This is a genomic window from Bacillus sp. NEB1478 (assembly GCF_031582965.1).
GTDB lineage: Bacteria > Bacillota > Bacilli > Bacillales > Fictibacillaceae > Fictibacillus.
On the sequence record NZ_CP134049.1, the window covers coordinates 2,615,179 to 2,638,443 of the forward strand.

The following is a 23,265-nucleotide window of genomic DNA, read 5'->3' on the forward strand; positions in this document are numbered from 1 at the left end:
CAGGCGTTTTTTGTTTCTTAATGAATTCCTTTTTTCTTAAATCGGCCGCCTTTTACTTCAGCAATATCGGCAATCGCAAGAAAGGCACTGGTGTCGAATTCATCTACAATATCTTTTAGTTTAGCTTCTTCCAAACGTGTGATGACACAGAACACGACTCCTTTATCATCTCCAGTATACGCGCCTTTACCTTTTAGATACGTAACGCCTCTCCCAAGTCTGTGAAGAATCGCTTCTCCAATCTCTTCGTGGCTATCACTGATGATCCACGCTGATTTGGACTCTTCTAGACCGGTAATTGTCACATCTATCGTTTTATAAGCAATGAAATAAGCAATTAATGAGTACATCGCACGGTCCCATGAGAACACGAAACCAGCTGCTCCTAAAATAAAGATGTTAAAGAACATGATAATTTCACCGACGGAAAATGGAATTCTGGAGTTTGAAAGAATAGCCAGTATTTCAGTTCCGTCAAGTGAACCACCGCTTCGGATAACCATACCGATTCCGATACCGATAAAAATGCCTCCAAACACCGTTGCAAGGAGCAAATCTTCAGTAAATGCCGGTACTGGATGCAGAAATGATGTTGCAAAAGAAAGGACAATAATGCCATATAATGTTGAAAATGCAAATGTCTTGCCAATTTGTTTATAGCCCATATAAATAAAAGGAAGGTTGAATAGAAAGAGGAAGATTCCCAATTTAACGCCGGTAATATGAGAAAGCATGATGGATATACCTGTTATGCCGCCATCAATTACATGGTTTGGAATTAAAAAGATTTCAAGCCCCACTGCCATTAGGATAGCTCCAAATGTGATTAAAACCGCACGGATTGCAAGTTTTCCTTTTGTTAATTTACGGTGCTGTCTGTTCAGCTGTTCAATCATTCCCTCATTGATCTGTGCTTCTTCAGTCATGAGTTATTCCCCCTCGTTACAATCTTTTCTTTCATGTTCACACTAACTCCTCCTTTAACGTATTTTTGTTTTACATTAAGGAATCAATCAAAGTCTGACATCTATCTCTGTTTTGATTTTTTCTTCTTTTGAAATGCCTAGATATTTTAATGTTTCAGATGGACTTGAATGATTGAAGTGTTTTTGCAGAAGTGAAATAGCGATGCCCCGCTTGTACGCATGAAATCCAAACGTTTTCCGCATTGAGTTCGTACCGATCTTCCCCTTAATTCCTACCTCTTCAGCAGCTTGATGGATGATCCGATATGCTTGCTGCCGTGAAATCGGTAATTTTGTTTTTCTAGATGAAAACAAATAATCTTGGCAATTTAGATCAGTATGAAGTATATAATGCTGAAGAATTTTCCGAACGGTCTCATTTAGATAAATATCTTTAGAGATCTCTGCTTCTTTAGAGGACAGGCAATAAAATGGTTTGATCATGAAATCCTCCTCCATAACGTCATCTACTTTAATTGAAAGAATTTCAGTAATTTTTAATCCTGTATTAATACCAAACACAAAAAGAACATAGTCCCGTTCTGATTGTTTTTTCAAATAGCGTTTGATCGCATTAATCTGCTTTATATCCCTTAATGCTTCCACATATTCCATCAGGATCATCACCTTAACTATGTTACTTAACCTTATTATAACACTATATTATGTAACATAAAAACGATATGCTTATATTCGCTAAATTCCCTAATATACCTATATTTCAATTCATAGAATTCCCCTATTCTGTTACATCATTCACCTTAATAAATAGAAAAAAGCCCCCTTGTGGAGACTTTCTTTATTACCAAACTTTCACTATTTCTTTATTGTCATTTAAAAACAGTATGTGTTCTGGAGGCTTTCCCTTTTTAGATGGTTCATAGTTGTACCAAAATTTCTTTTGATTTTTTAATGGAACTAATGATACTGCTTCTCTCTTCAAGTATTCTTTATCAGAAAAGCTTAAGTTTGGAACAGAAGCCATAAAGGAAATGTCGGTTCGATCTGTAATACCAAAATAGAGTTCTTTAGAAGCTGAAATAGCCGAATAAGAAACACCGACTTTCGGAAGTTTATCATGGAGATTTAGGGTAGTCGGAAAAACTTCATAATCTTTATAAAAGCCGAACGGATAAATAATTTTTGTTATAGCCAACGAAAAATTTCCTTCATTATCGATTACAAGCACATATCGGTCATCGCTTAGCTGGATATAAGTTTTATCACAATGAGTTAGTTCTTGATAAGCCCCATCCCTTGTTGTGTGAAAATGTGTAACAAAATAAACAATGAAGCAAGCTAACCCAACTGAAATAAGCAATAAAAATCTTCTTAACCAACGAGACATTTGTCGTTTGCTTCTGTGTGCTTTTCTTCAATAAGAATAAGTTCGGTTTCAGGAAACGCCTCTTGTACCTTTTTTGCGAAACTTTCTACCCCAAATACTTCGGTAAAGGTATGGCTTCCCACATATAAATTTATCCCTGTAAAATTTGCATACTGCACAGAATACAGCGTTCTTTCACCTGTAATAAATGCGTCACAGCCTTGCTCCACTGCATATTTTATAAAATCACTATTATTTCCTGCTCCAGTTAAGATCGCTACTTTCTTTACAAGCCGGTCATTATTCTGCCAAGCTTTAACAGGTTCATTCAAGACTTTTTCAAGTCGCTCTTTCAGTTCAGCAAAAGGGACAGCCGTTTCGAATATGCCGATTCCTGGGTAGTCTTTATCATTTCGGCAAGTTGAGTAGCTGGTTATCTCGTCAATCTGAATTTTTTCAAACAAAGAAGTACACGTTCCAAATTGTACAAAATCGAGCGGGGAATGAGTAAAGTAATGTGTGATCTCATTTTTTTCTAATTCTGCAGTACATACTTCTCTCATTCCATAAAGAAAATCCCAAGCATCATGATGGGTGAGTAAAAGGTCAGCATTTGATTTTGCTGCTTTTTCCACCGTTTCTGGAGTTAGATTCGTAGCATAAGCAATCCTTTTGATCTCTTTTTCAACACGGTAAGTAAAGCCATATTCTCCCTCATCTTTAAAGGTAGTTAGCCATTCACCAAATAATGATGCTGTCAGCTTTTCAAATTCACTTGTTTTCATTATCTCTTCCCCTTTTTTATCATCTCCTTTAATTATGTCATGATTTTCCATCAAAAACTATAATGAGATTCGATGCTTATTATTCATCAAAAAAAGATCAGGTGAATTTCACCCGATCTTTTTATTCGTTATTTAAACTTCCTCTTTCAATGGATTCTATTTGTTTCATTAAGTCATAATAGTCATCAGGCTGCTGAAATTGTTCGACTTTCCAATGTTGTCTAATCCAATCGGCAACTTCACTTGCACTATTAAACACCTCACCAGTTGTGTCGCTGTCTCGAATCGTAAAGACCATGTTTTCATAATCGACCGTAACATCACATGGAAACTTCCCGTCTTTTTTGTACAGCGAATACTCCACATCTCCCGCCTCCTATTCATACTTTCTTACAAAAAGTAATACCCGGACTTTACCTATTTTATGACACTTCACTTAAGAACTTTTGAAAAAAGGTATAAAAGCAGGATGGAACGCTCATTCTGATAATAAAACTAATTAATATGTTGCTGAGGAGGCAAGCATAATGACAGATGATAAACGCGAGAAAAAGCAAAACCCTGGACTTAAACGATCTGATGCATATCGAGGAGACTCTGTCGATTCCCATAAAAGTATTGAAGAAGCAAACCAATATTTAAAAGAAGCTGAAATCAGTCAGCAAAATAACAACTTGTAAAAGGAGTGAAAGTTTTTGCAAAGCTTAATGATAAAAATCATAGGTATTCCTCTCATTCTAGTCCTGTGCAATTTTTTATTTAAGAGTGTTGATTTTAGGCTTGTCTATCCGATCATTTGGTTTACAGCCGTTTTAGCTCCAATCGGTGTCGTGATGGAATATGTTGTGATCCCTCGAATTACTTATGGAAAACAGTTGTTTATTGATTTTGCAGCTACTTTTATTTTAGTTTACTTATTGGCTCTCATTCTTCCGGCGGTCGAAATTTCATTATGGGGTTCATTTTTAATTGCACTTATTACAACCTGTATGGAAGCCATGGTCCATAAACATCTCATTTCGGATCATCTGGATCATTCCTATCGATAGAGCGGCATTTAAGTTCATTTGAATTATGTATGTTGGAAGAAGTCTTTCTTTATTTGGACTTCTTCTTTTTTATTTTTCACAAAGATATACAAAGGCTGGTGGAAAGTTTTTTGGAACGAATGAAATTTCAATTTCTTTAAAGTACGATTGAAATGTACTTTTCATTTGAGTTGAATACTGGAAGGCAACCATTACCCCTCCTGGCCTTAGTGCTCGATAAGCTTCTTCAACAATTTGTTTGCGCACTGTTTGATTAAAATTTGCAAAAGGCAATCCTGAAAAAACGGCATCAAGTGTTCCTTCCTGTATGTTATCTGTCATGCGGCTGGCATCCTCATGAACGAAACACTGAGGAAATTCCAATTGAAGACCTTCACGCATCTCTATGTCTTTTTCAAAAATATACAAAGAAGTATCTGCAGCCATCGAATTTACAATTTCTTTTGTAATCACGCCTGTACCTGCCCCTAATTCAGCCACTTCTCTTATGTTGTTCCAGTTTACGATAGATGTCATTTTCTTAGCTAAAGTTTTCGAACTCGGAAAGAGACTGCCTACCTGTAAGGGTGATTGGATAAATTTCTGAATAAACACACCAGTTCCTAAATGCATTTTGATTCCTCACTTTAATTCCGATTAAGTCGATATGATTTATATATATTATTCAACTATCGGAAAGTGGTGAGGATTTACTTTCGTAGAATTGGAAATTGAGTTTGAGGGATTGTACTTTCATTTGGTATGATTCACCTGCGTTTTGGTAGGATTCCTTGCTGCGGTGACTGAAGGTAAGAAGCGGTGGTAGTCCTTTTGACTGATTTCGCAGGATTCGTGGATTCATAATCCATTTTAGCTTCACACAAAATAAAAAACTGACTCCTCCAGGTTCCAATTCAACCTCCATGAGTCAGTTTGCCATTATTTTAATGATTCAAGTTGTTTTTTCCTGAACAGCTGGCGAAAGAATATCCTGATACTGTTGTTCCAGATCTTCTAAAGTAAGCTCGTACAGCTGCCGGCCATCTTTTGTCTTGTATATATCATGCCGCAATAAGTTCGCAATAAGGTTATCCCTTTTTTGATGGTCGCCTGACACGCTCGATCCCTCCTGAAAAATCTCTTCAACTATTCTTACCCGCAAAATAATAAGGAAAAACACTTAAAATACAAATACGAAATTTTAGAAATATTTAGAGATTAGTTTATGTGTTTACCTTACGCTTATTTACTATAAATGTCAATAATTTCTAGGCGGATTTTGACTGTTAATTCTTATTTCACAATAAAAAAACTTGAGGATCACCATCCTCAAGTTCCTTATTTTTTCTCCACTTTTCTCACTTCAACTTGATGTGGATATGGAATTTCAATATTATTTGCATCTAATGCTTCTTTCAAGGATTGACGCAGCTGGCGTTCAACTGCCCATTGTTCCCCATTCCTTGTTTTTGAAATGATGCGGATTACAACATCTGACGAGCCTAATGTTTGAACCCCCAGCACACTTGGCCCTTCGAAAATACTGTCATTGTTTGCTTTTACTTTATCACAAGCCTCTTGCAGTACTTGGATCGCGGTATCAATGTCCTCTTCATAGGCAATCCCGATATCAACAAGCGCGCGCATATTTCCGCGTGAATGATTGGCCAGTGTGCTGATCTCACGGTTTGGCATGTAATTAAGCGTTCCGTCAAACGACCGGATATGAGTTGTTCGGAGTCCTACTTCCTCTACAATTCCATCCACACCGCCAATCGTAACGTAATCACCGACATCCATTTGTTTTTCTAAAAGAATAAAGAAACCTGTAACAACATCACTTACTAGTCCTTGTGCACCGAAACCAATCGCCAGTCCGACAACACCTGCACCTGCGATCAATGTACCGATCTCGAGACCAAACTGTTTAAATACAATTCCGGCAAAAATAAAGATTAAAATATAAGAAAACAAGTTAATAATCAGTTTTTGCAGTGTAATCACTCGGCCGCTCGGCATCTTTCTATGTGTAGCAGCACGACTAAACATCTGGTTGATTACGCTTCTGCCAATCGATCTTATGATGAAAAAGAGCACGATTATTAATAAAAACTTACCTGCCCATATTCCAGCATCGAGCAATAATTTAGCCCAATTTATTTTCTCCAGCCATTTCTCCAAAAAAAACCACTCCCATTGCTACTATAAAATAGAATAGTTCCTATTGTAGCAAGACTGAGAGCGGCATTTCAAATGATAACTAAAAATAGCTTACTTGTTTTATTGTGCTGTAACTGGTGTTTTATCGATCTCAAATCCCATATCTTCGAGCATTTTATGATCAGCCGTTGATTCTTGACCGGCTGTTGTTAAATAATCTCCTACGAAAATCGAATTTGCAGCATAAAGTCCGAATGGCTGCAGGCTTCTTAAGTTCACTTCACGGCCGCCTGAAATGCGGATTTCTTTTGTAGGATTGATATAACGGAAAAGCGCAAGTACCTTTAAGCAATAACGAGGATCCAGATCATCTGTACCTTCTAGAGGCGTCCCATCGATCGCATGCAAGAAATTAACCGGAATCGAATCGGCATCCAGTACCTTCAAACTTCTCGCCATATCGATCACATCTTGCTTCGTTTCCTTCATTCCAACAATGACACCAGAACAAGGTGAGATTCCGCTTTCTTTTACTACATTAACTGTATTTACACGGTCATCATACGTATGAGATGTCGTGATGTTCTCGTGGTTTCTGGCAGAAGTGTTCAAGTTATGATTGTAGCGGTCTACACCTGCTTCTTTTAAACGAGCAGCCTGTTCTGGCTTTAAGATCCCTAAGCAAGCGCACACTTTCATTCCGTATGTATCTTTTATTTCTTTCACAGCTTCCACTACTTTATCTACATCCCGGTTAGTTGGACCGCGTCCGCTGGCCACGATACAATACGTGCCAACGTTCAAGTTATAGGCTTGCTCTGCTCCTTTTACCATCTCGTCTTTATCCATCATTCTATACGTCTCGATCGGAGCTGTTGAGACAATCGATTGTGAACAATATCCGCAGTTTTCCGGACAAGCACCTGACTTCGTATTGATGATCATGTTCAGCTTTACTAGATTCCCATAATAATGTTTCCGGATCTGATATGCTCCGTGTAAGAGTAATAGCAAGTCTTCATCAGGGCATTCCAAAATAGAAAGTGCCTCTTCGTCCGTGATTTCATTTCCCGCCAAAACCTTTTCCGCTAGCAGATTCCAAATCATTGTTTGTCCTCCCTGTTATGATGCATGTTTTGTGTGATGTGACATTGTTTTTCTTCTAGCTATGTTGATTCTTGGAGCGATTAATCCTGCACAAACCGCTAAAAGGATGTCTTTTGGAAGTGGAACCATCATCCATGCCCATGCCATCTTGTATGTAAAACCATCTGGAGCTGCAGCCCACATTTTATAAGCGAAGAACATTAAATTCGTCCCAACAACATAATTGATGACCAAACCAACAAGAGTAGCAAGAATATACGAATTTTTACTGTCCTTTTTCTCAATAATAAGACCGGTTACATAAGCAACTAATATGAAAGATAGCAAAAACCCGAAAGTTGGACTGACAACCGTCGCAAACCCACCTTTAAACTGTGCAAAAACGGGTGCACCAACTAATCCAACCACTACATAAATACTCATCGCAATCGCACCTAAGCGACTTCCTAATAATGCGCCTGCTAAAATACAGAAAAACGTCTGCAAAGTGATCGGTACCCCGCCAACAACCATGAACGGAAAGATATTCGTAATGTTTGCCCCGATTGCCATCAATGAAACAAACATCCCGATCAGCGTAAGATCAATTGTTTTTAACCCCTTTTTTCTCGTTGTCATCTCAATAAACCTCCATATGTATGTATAAACTGTTTACCATTTAAGAGTAGCGGAGGTTTTTATTTTCGTCAACCAACAAAAATATTAGGTTGACATAAAAGATGAGGGACAGACCCCAAACTATTTATTTCCCATCGCGGTTTCAGTTTGCTGTTATGTACAGATGCCCCAAATGACGTTACTCCATTTACTCGTTTTGGATTCCCTGCTCAATACAAATCAAAATAAGACTCAAAAGGAGCATCGCTGCCCCTTTTGAGTCTTATTTATCAAACACGTTTAATGCTTTTTTAATTTGTAGTATTCGGTTTTGATCTAAACTAGCATAAACGGTATTTGCTTCGATGTTTTTCTTCAGGTTATTGATCGTATATGCCTGCCAGTCCTCGAGATGATTTATGTTCCACACTTTGTGAAAGAGCTGATATAAAAACAGTTCTCTTAATTTGAGAAAAAAGGGAATCTGATCGATAAGTTCTTCTGATAAGATATTACCTTTAGCATAGCCCTTCAAAAAAGGCACAAGAAATGTTTGATCAAATGTTGGATCGGGTCCATTAAAAGAAGTATGCTGCCAATAGGCATGATAAAAAGCAGCCGCAACATCATAGGCGAACCAAAAGTAAGAACAATCATCAAAATCAAATAACGTAATTGTTCCATCCTTTACAAAAATATTACCTTGGTGAAAATCGTTATGTATAAGTCCAAAATGATTTGCGTCCATCGGAAATGTATGAAGTGCGGAAACAACGGATTCATACTTTTCTTTCACAGCACCAGGCTTCAAATTCAAAAAAAACTCATGGTTATATGGATGTTCCTCACTCCACCGAGGTCTTTTTACTTGCACATCTGTTAATTCAATTTCATATTGTTTTCCTACCTGATGTAAACGGCCAAGCAATTCGCCCCAATTTTTAAACAAAGACGCGTTCCATTGAGCAGGATCTTGAACACGAATGGGTCCGCCTTCTGCTTTTACAAATACTGAGCAATAATAGGATTCACCATTGCATCGTAATTCCTCAATCAGGTTCCCTTTCATTGATGGAACGGGTTCACTTACTGAAATGTCGCATCTCTTTAGAAATTGGATGTATTCAAGCTCGCTTTTGATCGAATGCTCCGATTTATGTTTACCTGCCGTAATTCTTACTATCCACTCAGTGCTGTTTTTTGAAAATTGATAGATTTCATTTTGAAATCCTTCAGTAATGGGCTGTAATTCCTCAACTTCTGTTCCATAAAGCACCGCGGCTTGTCTTAAATAATGCATATCTTTTATCAAGTTATTCACCTATTCTTCTTTTCTATCAGATACACTAATTCTTTAAAACTCGCTAAATTCCTTTTTGTTCACGGGTGACTGTGTCAACTTTTGTCGACTCGGGACTTTATGATTAAAACCCGTTGGATTATTGCCTGTTTCCGTTGAATTATCGTTTGAATCCGTTGGAATATCTGTAAAACCCGTTGGATTAACCATTTCCCAACAAAAAAAAGGATTGCCCGAACAGGACAATCCTCTCAATAACTCTATTTATCCCCGGTAAACTTAATGCCTTTTATAAAATACCGGTTAAAGAAGGCGTACAGTATGATAATTGGCAGTGTGAATACCATTGATGCTGCCATGATGTAGTTCCAGTAACTGATGAACTGCCCTTTGAACGAGTTCAAACCGAGCGGCAGTGTGAACATATCCTGATCAGACAAAATAATGAGCGGTCTCATAAAGTCGTTCCAAATAGCCATAAACACAAAGATCGTCTGTGCAGCTAATGCTGGCTTTGCGAGCGGCAGTACAATACGGAAAAATGTTCCGAATTTACCGAGTCCATCGATTGCAGCAGCTTCTTCTACTTCTTTCGGGAAGTTTACAAAGAACTGTCTCATCATAAAAATGAACGTCGCGTTAACCGCGCCAGGTATGATCATCCCTTGGTACGAGTTCAGCCAGCCTAACTCTTTTAAAATCAAGAAGTTCGGAATGAGTGTAACCTGGAACGGAATCATCAGCACAGCGAGAATGATCAGGAAAATACTCTTTTTTCCCGGGAAACTGAGCCGGGCAAGTGCATAGCCTGCCATTGAATTAAACAATAAGTTGAGCAATGTACCTACAGTTGCGATGAAAAGACTATTAAAAAGCCATCTGCCGAATAACGGTTCCTTTGAAAAAATCTGTTTATAATTATCCCACGTGAAGTCTTTTGGAATAAAGTTGATCGATCCGCTTACAATTTCCCCTAGTGACTTAAAGGAAGAAGATAGTGCCCATAAAAACGGAATGACAGTGATGATCGCATATATGATCAAAAGAACATAAAGAGTTTTTCTTCCAGCCGATCGTTTTTTCATGGTATCCCCTCCTTAGTAAAGTGATTCCTCTTTAGAGAATTTGCGCTGCAGAAGTGTCGCTGTCAGGATAATGATCGCCAGCATGAATGCAATCGCTGTAGCATATCCCATCGTACCTAGTGTTTTAAATGCATATTGATAGATTAAAAGAACAACAGTCAAGGTAGAATTGTTAGGTCCGCCCGATCCTGCTGAGAAAATATACGACTGGTCAAATAGCTGAAACGTTCCGATCAGTCCCATGATCACAACAAAGGAAGTAACAGGTCGAAGGTTCGGAACTGTAATGTGCCAGAACTTCTGAACTGTACCAGCTCCATCCAGCTCTGCAGCTTCATAATGGCTGTCTGGTATATCCTGAAGTGCAGCAAGATAGATCACCATAAAAAACGGCGCAGTCGCCCAAATGTTCATTATCATAATGGCAATAAGCGCAACATCAGGATCACCAATCCAGTTATAGGTTGGCAGGTGCAGAAATTTCAGTACAAAATTAATCAAACCATTTTGGTTATACATCCACATAAAAATCAGGGTTAACACTGCGGATGACGTTAATGTCGGCAAAAAGTAAACGACTCTGAAAAACTTCTGTCCTTTAAGCCCGGCGTTAAGTGAAGCTGCAAGCACCAGTGCCAGAAATGTCTGTGCCGGAACAACGACAGCAACATAAATGGCAGTGTTCTTCAATGCGATAATGGCGCGGTCATCAAAAGTAACCTTTTTAAAGTTATCAAGTCCGCGAAACTCATAGCTAGCTCCGCCGATCAGCTCCACTTTATGAAAGGATAGAAAAACTGCATATAGAATTGGAGCGATTACAAAGACACCAAGAATGAGCAGTGCCGGAAGCAGGAACAAATAACCTTGGCCGGCTTCTCTTCTCTCCCTTTTTGAAAATGGTCTCATGTTCAGTCACCTCACTTCGTTTCCGTTATTCTGTAACTTTGATTTCTCGATTCGCTTGTTTCTCAGCGTCTTTTAATGCTTCTTTCAACGGCCTGTCGCCGAGGTATGCACTTAGAAACTGGTTGTTAAAATTGTTCATGACAATCGGAAGTGACGGTCCATCCTGCCAGACTGTTGCATAATCAGCTCCTTTAACTAAAGGTGCGCGCAATTCGTCCTTGTCATATCCGAGTTCAGCTGCAACTGACTTTCTGGTTGGCAATGCAAATCCCTTACTCGTCCACTTTTTCATTCCTTCCTTGCCAGTCAGATAAGAAATCAATTCCCACGATTCTTTTTTATGCTTAGATTCAGCGTTCATAGCATAGCCAACTGTGAAAGACATCGTTCCTTTCTTCCCATCAACCGTTGGCAGTTCTGCTGTTCCGTATTCTAGATCAGGAAAAGTATCCTCCAAGAATGGAATGTTCCAGTTCCCTTCCACTACCATAGCTGCCTTGCCGCGTCCGAACATCTCACCTGCCGATTGCCCTGCACCAACTTCTGAAGGAGATGCAGCAGATTTATCTTTTAAATGCATATCTACTACGGGCTGAATGGCATTGACCACTTTGTCATTCGCGAAAGTGGCACGTCCGTCCGTGATTACTTGTCCGCCGCCCGATTCTGCTAAATAAAACATACGCTCAATCTGAGGCATAAAACCGAATCCGTACACTTGTTTTTCTGCATCAGTCAGCTTTTTTGCTGTTGCTTCCATCTCTTCCCACGTTCTTGGGGGCTGTTTGATTCCATGTTCTTTAAACATTTTTTTATTATAAAAAAGGGCGAGCGTTGAGTAATCCTTTGGAAGTCCATAAAGTTCACCATTATCTTTAAAAGCATCCAGCATCGGCTTCTCAAAGTCATCGGTGTCAAAGTCTTTTGTTACATATTTGTTTAGCGGTTCGACAGCACCTGTCTCAATTAAAGCAGGGGCTTCAAACGCATCCAGATAGAATACATCAGCCGCAGTACCGCCGATCAACCGTGTTTTCAGCACATCCATATACTGATCATTAATCGTATTCAGTTTGACATTGATATCAGGGTGCTTCTTTTCAAAATCGGCAAGAACTTCATTCAAAAGTTTTTTCTCGACAGGATTTCCGCCCCATCCACTTAGAACGATTTCTGTTTTACCAGATTTCGATTCGTCATCCCCATTACCGCATCCAGTGAGTACAATAGACATTAATAGAGTTGAAATGCCCGCTGCACTTAGCCACTTTTTGGATTTCATCATAGAAAATCTCCTTTCTTATGAAAATAGTGATGTGTGCTGCTCTTTCTGAATAACCTTATACCCCGTCGTATTTTCATTGATCACGACACGTGTATTTCCGCTTTCGCTGCAAACCTCTATTGACAGATATCCTCTGCCAATCTTAATTTTCTCTACTTTTAATTCGTTCATATTGTCTAGCAGTTTAGGAGATAGATGGATTTCTTTCTTGAGTGCATCTGGAAATAGTCCAAGAATCGTTTGAATAAATACTAGTGGTGTTCCCGCTGCCCATGCTTGAGGTGAGCATGCCACTGGATATTTTACTGCACGTCCTGCCGATGTATCATATCCGCAAAATAGTTCCGGCAAGCGGTCGTATTCAAAATGTCGTGCCGCTTCCATCAAACCATTGATGACTTTGTTGGCATGTGATTGATAGTTGAGCTTGCTCATTCCGAGAAGGATCATGCTGTTATCATGCGGCCAAATACTTCCATCATGATAGCTCATCGGATTATATCCCGCTTCCCCTTCTGCCATCGTGCGTATGCCATAACCTGAATTGAAAACTGGCGTCACAAGCTTTTCAATGACTGCTTTCGCTTTATGATCGTCCAGCATTTCTGCAAAAAGGACATGTCCTGGGTTCGATGTTAACGTCCCTACCTGATTTTTTTCTTTGTCCAGAGCAATTGCGTGGAACTGCTTATCCTCCATCCAAAAATGCTTATCGTACCGTAGTTTTAACAGTTGGGCTTGTTCACGGAGTTTAGCTGCTGCTTCCGTTCTTCCTTGCGCTTCATAAATCGCAGCGATCCCTATCTTCCCTTGGTACACATAGCCTTGCACTTCAGATAAAGCGATAGGAGATTCTGCATAATCTCCATTCATGTGAACGATCGAATCGCCGGAATCTTTCCAGCCCTGGTTGGCGATCCCTTTGCTAGATTCTTGATGATACTCCACAAAGCCATCTTTATCACGGTCACCATATTCATCGATCCAGTGGAGTGCGGCTTCTACGTTACCGGCAAGCTCCTCAGCTAATGCAAGATCTCCCGTCCATTTTGTGTATTCGGATAAAAGAACGAGAAACAGGGGTGTAGCATCAATCGTTCCATAATAAGGAGTGAAAGGAATCTGGTTAGTTGCAGCGAGTTCCCCGTAACGGATCTCATGCATGATCTTTCCTGGCTGTTCATCCCGCCACGGATCCACTTTTGTACCTTGCTGCGAAGCCATAGTCAATAACGTTCCTTTTGCGATACCTGGATTAAATGAAAGCATCTGCAGTGCTGCAATCAAACTGTCCCGGCCGAATGGAACACCGAACCATGGGAGTCCCGCTACGGGAAAAGGACCTTGTCCAATATCAGTAAGCAAAACTCGCAAATCCATAATTCCTCTGTCTACTAATCGTTGAAGAGGTTCTAAGTCCGTATGAATACTCGTCGTTACCGATTCCCAGTGACTATATGAAGCCTTCAGTTTGCTAAGTGCATCTTCAGGGGAAATCACAGTACCTTTTTCCCCGTCAATTTCAGGTGCGATAGTAAAGGTGACCGCCTGGGCTTCACCATGATTTAAGTGAAAATCAAATTCTACTGAACCATTTTTGTCTGCAGATGCCGCTTCACGATTCCAACTAACTTTTGTTGTCCGTTTGATTTGATCTACGCCTTCATAATAATAAGTAAGATTCGTCTTCGTGACTTCTTCTCCAGAACGCTTCCCGACCTCGCCTGACTGAAAGCCGCGAATGATAAACATATCCGTAAAATCAACATCCAAATGAACACTGATTTTGAAATCAACAGGCTTTGGATAATAGTTTTTCAACCGGATGGTTTCATAAAGCACACCATCATAAATTAAACGCTTACGCTCAATTTCAACCGATTCTCGCCATAGGATCAATATTCCGTCCTCTTCCATATGAGGATTCGTCAGTAAAATGGTGGCCATGTAGTTCTCATCAGCATTTGATGAAAGAAGAATTGGATCCTGACCGTTTATTTTCACATCGAACTTGCTTAGAAAACGGGTATCCTTTGTATAGAGACCTAAGCCATAATCATTTTCTTGCGGTATATTTCCTTTGTCATCCGTTAAAAAAAACAGGTCATTCTCCTTGATTACCCTGTAGTTCATAAGTGTTTCCTCCATCTCCTCATTGTTTATCCGAAACGTTTTCGGTCGATTGTTAATGAAAAACCACTAGATGTGGTTTTCAGCAGTAGATTCTCTTTTTATTAAAGTTGTGTTCAGGACTTTGATCTTGCTTTCCTTATTTCCTTCCAGCATGTTCGTCAGCAGAATGGTCGCCTCATAACCTAACTGATAACGATTTTGAGCGATAGTCGTTAAAGCTGGAGAACAATAGTCCGATAGAATGATGTTATCGAATCCCACGATCGAAAGTTCTTCCGGAAGTTGTTTCCCCAGTTTCTTCGCAGCTTTTATCGCTCCCATTGCCATCAGGTCACTCGCGCAAAATAATGCGGTAATTTCGGGATAATTTTGCAGCAGCTCCTCCGCTTTTTCTTCAGCACTTTTTTCTAAAAATGCTCCGTCGACAACGTATTCCTTTTTGAATGGCAGTTCTCTATCTGCTAATGCCATTTCATAGCCTTGCAGTCTCTCTTTACTGACGAATGCTTTACTATGTCCGTTAATCATCCCGATGTGCCGATGGCCGAGATTTAACAGATGATCGACTGCCTCCTTCGCACCAGCCTTGTTGTCAGTCGTCACATATCCAACCGATTCCCCTTCTACAGGAATGTCGATCAGAATACATGGTATCTTGCTTTCCAAAACTTCTTCTAAGTAAGGATCATCCGTTTTGATGCCCTGCAGGATCACACCTTCCACTTTTCTCTCCTGACAAAGCTGGTTGTACGTTTTTTCCTGCTGTTTTTTCGAGTTCGTGCTTAACAGGACAAGCTCATATCCAATCTCACTTGCACAGTCATTCACACCGCACAATACTTCATATGTGAAGTTATCTTTGCTTCCTTCGATTTGTAATCCTGAAACGAGCAGCCCGATCGTCTTCGTCTTCTTCATGACAAGACTTCTCGCTAAAAGATTTGGACTGTATTTTAATTCTTGTGCGATCGCCTTTATTCTCTCTCTTGTCTTTTCATTTACATCTGAGTATCCGTTCAATGCTCTTGAAACCGTTGTAACTGATACTCCAGCTTTCTTTGCAACATCTCTAATAGTGGCCAATTCCAATCCCCCAAAACGTTTCGGATGTGATTTGTTCTCTATCTTAACGGTATTTGAATCCGCTTTCAAGAGGTAAATCAATATTATTTAGAGGAATTAAGTATGTAGAAATAAAAAAACCCTGAAAAATAGCCCATTAAAGCTTTCAGAGTTTCAACAGAAAATTATTTTTCCTAAGCTATTTCATGAGGAATTTCATGGTTAGTCATTCTCGTCCGTTTCTATACGAATTTGTTGGTTTTGAAGTAATTTCAGCCTTAGATTTATTATCATTTTTGATGATAGTCTGAACCTTTGCTCTACTACAGTTACTGTAAACGAACATGCAGCTGTGTTCCCTGCTGCATCAGTCGCTGTACAAGTTACAGTTGTTGTTCCGAATGGGAATAAGGAGCTTGAAGGCGGAGAACAAATTGCGATAGCGCCTGGACAATTATCGGAAACGACAGGATTTGAGTAGTTAACAATTGCCCCGCCAAGATCTGGGTCACCAGTTATTATGATGTTAGGCGGACAGGTAATGGTTGGCGGTTCTGTATCGTTCACAGTTACGGTAAACGTGCAGTTCGCTGTATTACCAGAAGCATCGGTCGCAGAACAAGTAACCGTTGTCGTTCCTGCTGGGAAGAAAGATCCAGATGGTGGTGAACAAGAACTCGTTACACCAGGACAATTATCGGAAACGAGAGGATCTGGGTAGTTTACGACTGCTCCACATTCTCCAGGATCATTCGGTACTGTGATGCTAGGCGGACAGGTAATGGTTGGCGGCTCTGTATCGTTCACTGTTGCGGTAAACGTGCAGGTCGCTGTATTACCAGAAGCATCAGTCGCAGTACAAGTAACCGTTGTCGTTCCTGCTGGGAAGAAAGATCCAGATGGTGGTGAACAAGTGCTTGAAACACCAAGACATGAAACGATAGGATCTGGGTAGTTTACGACTGCTCCACATTCTCCAGGATCATTGGATACCGTAATGTTACCTGGACATGTAATCGTTAACGGTGCTGTTACTAAACTGATTGCATCCAGTCCCATAAAAGAATCAAATGCAGCACGTCCAACATTAGTGACACGCGCTACTAAAGTATAAGTTCCAGGGGAAATAAAAGTATGAGTCCAATTAACCCAACCAGTATCCCCTGTTGTGTTGACCGAAGCAAAATAAGGAGTAGCTACTACAGCTGCTCCTAATAAAATTCGTACCTCCGCAAAATCGTTAAATTGAGTAATGGGAATTTCCGGAGACTGAAAAAAGGTCCATCCTGAAATTGTATCGCCCGCACATGCAGAAAATGTTTGCGAAACACTGGTAAAATTATCTGGACCGTCAGTTTTAAGCAGTGCAAAGAAATTACCGTTAACCGGATTAAAAGTAAGAGTAGGAGCAAATGGAGTTGTAAATGAAGTAACAACAGCGGCTGAACCGCCTGTTGGTATAGTTACAGTCCATCCGGTGAAGTTACCCGTTTCAAAACTTGGATTAATAATTGGCATTTTTACACCTTTTTTCGTATTTGTATTCGAGGGAAATATTGCACCCTGTACTCATTTTATGTACATAGAAGACTAGCCGTCTGTGCATATGAAGGAGGTTATTCGTTTATTTTTTTAGTCAATAAAAAAAGCGCTCTCCATTAGAAGCGCTTTCTTCACTCTTTTTTATTTCTCTTCCGCTCTCTCATAAGGAATTTCTTGAGGTTGTTCCACATTTTTTGTTGTTACAGTTTCTCTTTTCTGATTAGCATTCCAAGTTTCTTTTTCATTATGAAGTCCGTGCAGCTTTTTAACTTGTCTTTGCAGCTGAATGATTTTCATTAAACTGAAAAGACCAACCGTCAAACCTCCAATACCTGCGGATCCTAGAATTACAAGTACGAGCGGCCATTTTGCGGTTCCAAAAAGATAATTGATTTCAACATCGCCTACATTAATGACGGCAAACGTTGCAATCACAAGGGTAAAAATAAATCCAAAAATTAAGTACAATTGCATTTTCATATCGATCACCTCATTGTTATGTATTCCCGTAAAGGTTAAAATTTTACCTGAATCCTCTAAAATATTTTTTCGAGATTTGAGTTCTTACTTTTTCGGGTAAGATGTGTGAGTAAGGTGGTGTTGTTCATGACAATAAAAGCTTATGTATTTGATGCCTATGGTACTCTTTTTGATGTCCATTCGGTTTCGGAAACGGCAGATCGCCTGTTCCCGGGTAAAGGAAAAGAGATCAGTCAGCAATGGCGCAAAAAACAAGTCGAATATTTTATGCTTCATCAGATCACAGGAAATTACAAACCTTTCTCTGATGTGACGCGAAATGCACTTTTATATACTTTAAAAAATCTGAATGAAGAATGCAAAGAAAATGAAATTGAGCAGTTGATGGATTCGTATCTAGAATTAGATGTATACGAGGAAGTAATAGAAACCCTTCAGCTTTTAAAAGATAACGGAAAAAGAAGAACCATCTATTCAAACGGTACATACAACATGCTCGAGCCCCTTGTTGAAAAAAGAGAGCTCCATAATTTGCTTGATATTTTATCTGTCGATGATGTGAAACAGTACAAACCAGCGGCAGCAGCCTATAAATATGCTCTCGAAAAACTAGAATTGGAACGGCACGAGGTATTATTTATGAGCTCGAACTTTTGGGATATTACAGGTGCAAAATCATTTGGTTTCCGGACCGCCTGGATCAACAGATCTGGATTAGAACCCGATGTAATCGGGATTCAACCGGATTATATTTTTGAGGTTCTGAGAGGGATACTGAACGTTTAGTTTAATTAAAGAGAGAGCTGGAGCTGCAGCTCTCTTTTCCTTTTTGATCTATTTTGTATTGCGTTTTCTATTAAAATATTTAACATAATAAGCGATTAAAAGGATCAATAGAATGGGAAAAAGAATTAAACCTATGCTTCCTGGCCCGATTATACCTAATAACATCGTAATCACCCTTTTTCAATCTGTAAGAGCACGCTTTATCGTTGCCTTCGCTTCCACTAAGACCGCATCATCTTTGTCTTCAACGGCTTGGAGCAACAATACTATCGCGATAAAAACGGCTATGAATCTAGCTAACACCTTTGTTTCTTCATCAACTTCTCCATATACTTCATAAAAAGCTCCTCTTGATTGTGAGGACAAAATACTATAAACCGCACTTAAATCACAAGCAGGATGACCGATCCCCATATCTCCCCAGTCGATGATTCCAGAGATTTCCCCCGCTTCATCCACCATGATATTTTTAAAATGAAGATCACCATGAAGAAAGACTTCTCTTTGCTGAACAAAATCAGTGTCTAACTGATTTAAATAGTTCGACAGGGTCTCATACTCATTTTTTTCTAGATGTAGAGATAAGTCACCCAAAAAGCGGTTTATTACATATTCTTTTCTATCCTTGATATTGAACAAATCACGTGCGTCGTTTAATAGTCCGAGATCACGAGCGGTTTCTAATGGAAAGCTATGTAATCGTTTTAGGAATTGAGCCAGGATTACTGCAGACATTGCTCGCTGCTCATCACCCAGTCCGATTGGAAAGCTTCCTCTCATAAAAGGATAGCCGAGAAATGGAAACGGATAATTTTCATCTCCTTCTCCGTAAAATAATGGCTTTGAAAAAGGAAGATCAATAACACTTTCAAGTTCAGGAAGGATTTTCCACTCTCTTCTTAGTCCTGGTACTGTACTTTCCAGCCTTGGGAAACGAAAAACATAATCCTCTCCAACCAGGTAAACCGTATTATCAAGTCCTTCACCTAATTTTTTGATTTCCATAGACGCTAAAAGTGGAAACTGGCTGTCTAATAATTTACGGACCTGATTCACTGATGGTTGATATTCTGTATTCTGCATAAACTGTTCCCCCGATTATTTCTGTTACAAAAACTTTTGAAAAATCCGTTCTAACAGTGGTTTTTCTTCCTCCACATCTGTTGAAGAATAAACGGTTTTTCCGCTTAAATTCCGAATGAATTTTTCTGCTTGAGCATTTGAAAAATGAATGTCTGGAATCTTCCATCCTTCATCATTTTTCACGACATGAACCCATATATCTTTTTGACAATCAGAACAAGAATTCAACCCATAATAATGAAATTTATAAACCATATTTTTTCTATCTTTTTTCCATTGAATAATATCGTAGTTTAAAAATTTGTAATAAGCCTCTTCCATGTTCTTCTCATTTCGCAACTGGTCAAGCAATTTTTCGCGTCCTGCATCAGTCAGCAGATCGTACTTCACCGGGTCATTCGACTGCAGAACAGCTTTTGACCATTCCTGTGCTGTATACTCTGCATTTATTTCATCTTGGGGACGATGAGCGATGAAAAAACCAGTTATTGAGATTAAAAGAAACAGCCCCATAGCAACCAAGATTAAATAGAAAGGAATTTTATTATCTTCTTGAATATCCAGACTAAACCTCACTTTATCTGTGCTCATTTCACACCTCAAGAAACAATATTGGAAAATTATGATAATTTTAGAATATCATAAAAAGATGTTTTGTGAATGAAAAAAGAATGCTCTCTATAGTAACTGTTCTTTTTTGGAGAAGTATATTGTAATTTGCAAGCCTTTAAACAGGTGAAATAGCAGTAAAATTAGTAAAGATAATCACATCAAAAACGACCAGATTTTTGTCTGGCCGTTTTCATATACCTTTATTCAATTTAAGCATCTGATTGTGGAAGAAGGGAATTTAATGATTGTAAAGATATTCAATAAATTCTTTCACCTCTACTGCCTGTTAGCTTCATGAGAAGAGTTACATAAATGCTCTATGGATATTTAACTATTGCGCAAGTTTGCAGAAAATGATGACTAATCTTATACATTTAACTTAAAATCCTCCCCAAGTTCCCCAACTGCCCGGTCCTTGACCTCCTGGAGATGGGAAAGATTGACCTTGTCCCCAGCCTTGTCCACCCATGCCACCTGGAAGACTGCTAAATTGGGGAGGAATTGGACCATTATAAAGAGTCCAGCCATTCATCTGATCATCAAAAACTGCAATTTTGAATTCACCTTGTGGAGTATATACTGTTAAATGAACTAAAAACTTTTTCTCTCCTGTTACGTAATAAATTTCCCTTACAAAAACAATGACCTCACCATAGTTTGGAAGACTGGTTATACCATATTTACCGACTATACCGACAACTTCTGATGAAGCTAGCCTTTTGTTTCGCAAAAAAATCCAACTCTCATAAATAAATTATCATTCATGATAATATATGTGTTTTCTAGAAATAGGTTTGGACAAGAACACAAAAATATTTTAAACAAAGCGATATTAGAAAAAATAACCCATTTTTGTATTTTCTACCTCAAAAGAAATCCGCTATTCTAAGGTACGTGTTTTTTTTCACCAATACACATAAAGGTCTTCCATTCCCATATATCTGGTATTTTTTTGAACATAAGAGCTTTTTTCCTCATAAAAAAACAGGAGAACCGCCCATTCTCCTGACATATCTCAGTTTTTCATTTCAATTTTATCTAAGCTTTCTCTTAAATTTGCAGTATCTAAATTTTCTCCAATAAAAACAAGCCGAAGGGGCATTTTCATGAGTTCTTTTTCATAATTGGGGAGCCCGTAAGAATATTGAAACAAATAGATTTGTTCGTCTTCAAGTTTAATATATCCTTTGATTCGATAGATAGAGGATGGCATATTCCGCAGCCAATTTTCCAATACTTCTTTCTTAACAGCACCTTTAAAAGGATAAACCCACGTTTTGACTTTCAGTTTCGCTGCAGAAACAGGCTGATGTTCTTTTCGTTCTTTTTGAGTTAAGTTCATCAATACATTAAGATCAACTTTCGCAAAGTCAGTCAGAATAAAAGGGGTTCCTTCATTCAAACGTTTTGCATCATCTTGCAGCTGCTGAATCTCATTTTCATTTAACTTCTTGCTCTTATTCCAAATGAGGTAATCCGCATGCTTAATTTGCTCGATCATCAGCATTTTTGATTGTACACTCATCGAGTCACGATTTAGCCAGCGAGGTGCATCCATCACGGAAACAATACCTGCCACATACAATTCGTCCAATAGATAAGGCGATAAACAAGCATCTACGACATCGATCGGATGAGCCGCACCCGTTGCTTCAATAATTAACGTATCCAATTCATTCTCTTTACACAGTGCCCAAAGCTGTTTTTCAAGTTGATCTGACAAAGAACAGCAAATGCAACCGTTAAGAAGCTCTTTTAACGGAACTTCACCTGGAACCGCATCAGAATCAATTGAAACTTCCCCAAGTTCATTCATTAAAACTGCTGTTTTGTGATTCAGATCTTTTTCCCGCTGCAAAATCTGTTTCAGCAGTGTCGTTTTCCCGCTTCCTAAAAAGCCACCGAGGATCAATACATTCGCTTTTTTCATACTGCACCTCATCATCAATAATCATCCACTTATTTTACTATATTAAAAGTGACATAGAAACAATGCACCTGAGAAAACGTCACTGACGAAGAGATTCGCCGCTTATCAATCAACAAATCAACAAATAAAAAACAGCCTTGATCAAAGGCTGTTCACATTAGTTTTCGTTATTAATTTTTTAATGATATCAAGACTAACTTCTTCCCAAAGAGCGTGGTCAGTCGTAAATAATGAAGCGATTTTTTCTGCAAAAAGCTTGAATGCTTTTTCATATCGTGGATCATCCTTGGCTGGAATCTTCTTTTTCCGCTCTTCTACCAGCTGTTGTAATTTCGGTGCACGCGGGCCCCACTTTGCTATTTCTTTTCCTTTTTCATCAATAAATATGATGATTGGGATCGATTTCGATTTATTTGTTAAATAGCGTTCCATTAATTCAGGATTCTGGTCACGTAAAATAAAACGCACATCAATCAGCGCTTCATCAGCCATACGCATAAATACAGGGAGATTCAGCATTGCATCACCACACCAGTCTTCTGTGATGGCAATTGCTCTCAACCGGCTCTTTTGCATGCCTTGTAATGCATCTTTCATCGGATCTGGCAGAACAAAAGCATTATAGATGGTTAGCAGGTTATCTTTGTGTGTTTTCATATTGTTTATATAGTCATAGCGTGTCATGCCTTTTTCAAACCATGGATTGAGGTCTGCCATTTTGTCTTCCTCCCTGTTCTTTATCTATTCTTATTGTAACCAAACAAGGGGGAGTTGTGGCAATGAAAACGCCTAAATTTTTTTAATTGCTACTTTTATCCCGCGCGATGTTTTTTCTGAAGTTGGGAAACAGCGAACAAAAGCAAGTATCTTTCATGCGGCGTTAACCGAAGCCAGTCCTTCACTTTGTACTTCATACTGATTTCCACCTTTCGCTAACATTTAAACCTTGTATTATAGTTTATACCACCTTTTCTAATAAAAGAAACTATTTTAAACACATAAGTTTTCGCCAATTTCTTTTGTTTTTCGAGGATTTTCTTCTGTTTTCATTATTAATAAAATATAGTGTAACGAACACACGTTTGCTAT

26 protein-coding genes are annotated in these 23,265 nt (G+C 38.9%); 3 read left to right on the forward strand and 23 right to left on the reverse strand.

The window, feature by feature from the left end:
- Positions 1-17 precede the first annotated feature (17 nt).
- The 5 genes from RGB74_RS12960 to RGB74_RS12980 all read right to left on the reverse strand — a co-directional run bounded on the left by RGB74_RS12960 (position 18) and on the right by RGB74_RS12980 (position 3,441).
- Positions 18-926 (reverse strand): YitT family protein, encoded by a 909-nt coding sequence (locus RGB74_RS12960; protein WP_310759719.1) that lies wholly within the window; start codon positions 924-926, stop codon positions 18-20.
- Between the two features lie 87 nt (positions 927-1,013).
- Positions 1,014-1,580: a tyrosine-type recombinase/integrase gene (locus tag RGB74_RS12965; RefSeq protein WP_310759720.1), complete on the reverse strand. Its 567-nt coding sequence runs from the start codon at positions 1,578-1,580 to the stop codon at positions 1,014-1,016.
- 187 nt (positions 1,581-1,767) lie between these two features.
- Positions 1,768-2,313, reverse strand: coding sequence for a hypothetical protein (locus RGB74_RS12970; protein ID WP_310759721.1), 546 nt, complete (start codon positions 2,311-2,313; stop codon positions 1,768-1,770).
- Positions 2,298-3,077, reverse strand: a complete 780-nt coding sequence (locus RGB74_RS12975; protein ID WP_310759722.1) for a Nif3-like dinuclear metal center hexameric protein — start codon at positions 3,075-3,077, stop codon at positions 2,298-2,300. The genes RGB74_RS12970 and RGB74_RS12975 overlap by 16 nt, the downstream gene beginning before the upstream one ends.
- Before the next feature lie 121 nt (positions 3,078-3,198).
- Positions 3,199-3,441, reverse strand: a complete 243-nt coding sequence (locus tag RGB74_RS12980) for a hypothetical protein (RefSeq protein WP_310759723.1) — start codon at positions 3,439-3,441, stop codon at positions 3,199-3,201.
- Between the two features lie 163 nt (positions 3,442-3,604).
- Here RGB74_RS12980 and RGB74_RS12985 point away from each other — a divergent pair, with 163 nt between their 5' ends.
- Positions 3,605-3,757 carry a hypothetical protein gene (locus tag RGB74_RS12985; protein WP_310759724.1) on the forward strand — a complete coding sequence of 51 codons (153 nt, stop codon included), beginning with the start codon at positions 3,605-3,607 and terminating at the stop codon, positions 3,755-3,757.
- A 15-nt stretch (positions 3,758-3,772) separates the two neighbouring features.
- Entirely contained in the window at positions 3,773-4,126 is a 354-nt protein-coding gene (locus RGB74_RS12990; RefSeq protein ID WP_310759725.1) for a DUF2512 family protein, read from the forward strand.
- 69 nt (positions 4,127-4,195) lie between these two features.
- On the opposite strand, the gene RGB74_RS12995 is transcribed toward RGB74_RS12990, so the two are convergent.
- From RGB74_RS12995 to RGB74_RS13055, 13 genes are all read right to left on the reverse strand, one after another.
- Positions 4,196-4,738, reverse strand: coding sequence for a class I SAM-dependent methyltransferase (locus RGB74_RS12995; RefSeq protein ID WP_310759726.1), 543 nt, complete (start codon positions 4,736-4,738; stop codon positions 4,196-4,198).
- Positions 4,739-5,057: 319 nt separating this feature from the next.
- Positions 5,058-5,222: a Fur-regulated basic protein FbpA gene (locus tag RGB74_RS13000; RefSeq protein WP_310759727.1), complete on the reverse strand. Its 165-nt coding sequence runs from the start codon at positions 5,220-5,222 to the stop codon at positions 5,058-5,060.
- Between the two features lie 221 nt (positions 5,223-5,443).
- Entirely contained in the window at positions 5,444-6,286 is an 843-nt protein-coding gene (locus tag RGB74_RS13005; RefSeq protein ID WP_310759728.1) for a mechanosensitive ion channel family protein, read from the reverse strand.
- Between the two features lie 99 nt (positions 6,287-6,385).
- Positions 6,386-7,372, reverse strand: a complete 987-nt coding sequence (gene bioB, locus RGB74_RS13010) for a biotin synthase BioB (protein WP_310759729.1) — start codon at positions 7,370-7,372, stop codon at positions 6,386-6,388.
- 15 nt (positions 7,373-7,387) lie between these two features.
- Complete coding sequence (locus RGB74_RS13015) at positions 7,388-7,990, reverse strand: biotin transporter BioY (protein ID WP_310759730.1); 603 nt, start codon at positions 7,988-7,990, stop codon at positions 7,388-7,390.
- Between the two features lie 262 nt (positions 7,991-8,252).
- Positions 8,253-9,281 carry a phosphotransferase enzyme family protein gene (locus tag RGB74_RS13020; RefSeq protein WP_310759731.1) on the reverse strand — a complete coding sequence of 343 codons (1,029 nt, stop codon included), beginning with the start codon at positions 9,279-9,281 and terminating at the stop codon, positions 8,253-8,255.
- A gap of 248 nt (positions 9,282-9,529) precedes the next feature.
- Positions 9,530-10,354, reverse strand: coding sequence for a carbohydrate ABC transporter permease (locus RGB74_RS13025; protein WP_310759732.1), 825 nt, complete (start codon positions 10,352-10,354; stop codon positions 9,530-9,532).
- 12 nt (positions 10,355-10,366) lie between these two features.
- Entirely contained in the window at positions 10,367-11,263 is an 897-nt protein-coding gene (locus RGB74_RS13030) for a carbohydrate ABC transporter permease (protein ID WP_310759733.1), read from the reverse strand.
- Positions 11,264-11,288: 25 nt separating this feature from the next.
- Entirely contained in the window at positions 11,289-12,545 is a 1,257-nt protein-coding gene (locus tag RGB74_RS13035; protein ID WP_310762875.1) for an ABC transporter substrate-binding protein, read from the reverse strand.
- A gap of 18 nt (positions 12,546-12,563) precedes the next feature.
- Positions 12,564-14,681, reverse strand: coding sequence for an amylo-alpha-1,6-glucosidase (locus RGB74_RS13040; protein WP_310759734.1), 2,118 nt, complete (start codon positions 14,679-14,681; stop codon positions 12,564-12,566).
- A 66-nt stretch (positions 14,682-14,747) separates the two neighbouring features.
- Positions 14,748-15,764, reverse strand: coding sequence for a LacI family DNA-binding transcriptional regulator (locus RGB74_RS13045; protein ID WP_310759735.1), 1,017 nt, complete (start codon positions 15,762-15,764; stop codon positions 14,748-14,750).
- A gap of 201 nt (positions 15,765-15,965) precedes the next feature.
- Positions 15,966-17,261: an HYR domain-containing protein gene (locus tag RGB74_RS13050; RefSeq protein ID WP_310759736.1), complete on the reverse strand. Its 1,296-nt coding sequence runs from the start codon at positions 17,259-17,261 to the stop codon at positions 15,966-15,968.
- Between the two features lie 165 nt (positions 17,262-17,426).
- Entirely contained in the window at positions 17,427-17,765 is a 339-nt protein-coding gene (locus tag RGB74_RS13055) for a LapA family protein (protein WP_310759737.1), read from the reverse strand.
- 126 nt (positions 17,766-17,891) lie between these two features.
- On the opposite strand from RGB74_RS13055, the gene RGB74_RS13060 reads away from it, so the two are divergent.
- Positions 17,892-18,551, forward strand: a complete 660-nt coding sequence (locus RGB74_RS13060; RefSeq protein ID WP_310759738.1) for a haloacid dehalogenase type II — start codon at positions 17,892-17,894, stop codon at positions 18,549-18,551.
- Positions 18,552-18,731: 180 nt separating this feature from the next.
- Here RGB74_RS13060 and RGB74_RS13065 read toward each other — a convergent pair whose 3' ends face one another.
- The 5 genes from RGB74_RS13065 to RGB74_RS13085 form a co-directional block, all read right to left on the reverse strand.
- Positions 18,732-19,634: a phosphotransferase gene (locus tag RGB74_RS13065; protein WP_310759739.1), complete on the reverse strand. Its 903-nt coding sequence runs from the start codon at positions 19,632-19,634 to the stop codon at positions 18,732-18,734.
- 24 nt (positions 19,635-19,658) lie between these two features.
- The gene (locus RGB74_RS13070) at positions 19,659-20,225 is read right to left on the reverse strand and encodes a hypothetical protein (RefSeq protein ID WP_310759740.1); all 567 of its coding nucleotides are present in this window, start codon (positions 20,223-20,225) and stop codon (positions 19,659-19,661) included.
- 400 nt (positions 20,226-20,625) lie between these two features.
- Positions 20,626-20,976, reverse strand: a complete 351-nt coding sequence (locus RGB74_RS13075; protein WP_310759741.1) for a hypothetical protein — start codon at positions 20,974-20,976, stop codon at positions 20,626-20,628.
- Between the two features lie 285 nt (positions 20,977-21,261).
- The gene (locus RGB74_RS13080) at positions 21,262-22,176 is read right to left on the reverse strand and encodes a CobW family GTP-binding protein (RefSeq protein WP_310759742.1); all 915 of its coding nucleotides are present in this window, start codon (positions 22,174-22,176) and stop codon (positions 21,262-21,264) included.
- Positions 22,177-22,317: 141 nt separating this feature from the next.
- The gene (locus tag RGB74_RS13085; RefSeq protein WP_310759743.1) at positions 22,318-22,893 is read right to left on the reverse strand and encodes a thioredoxin family protein; all 576 of its coding nucleotides are present in this window, start codon (positions 22,891-22,893) and stop codon (positions 22,318-22,320) included.
- Positions 22,894-23,265 lie beyond the last annotated feature (372 nt).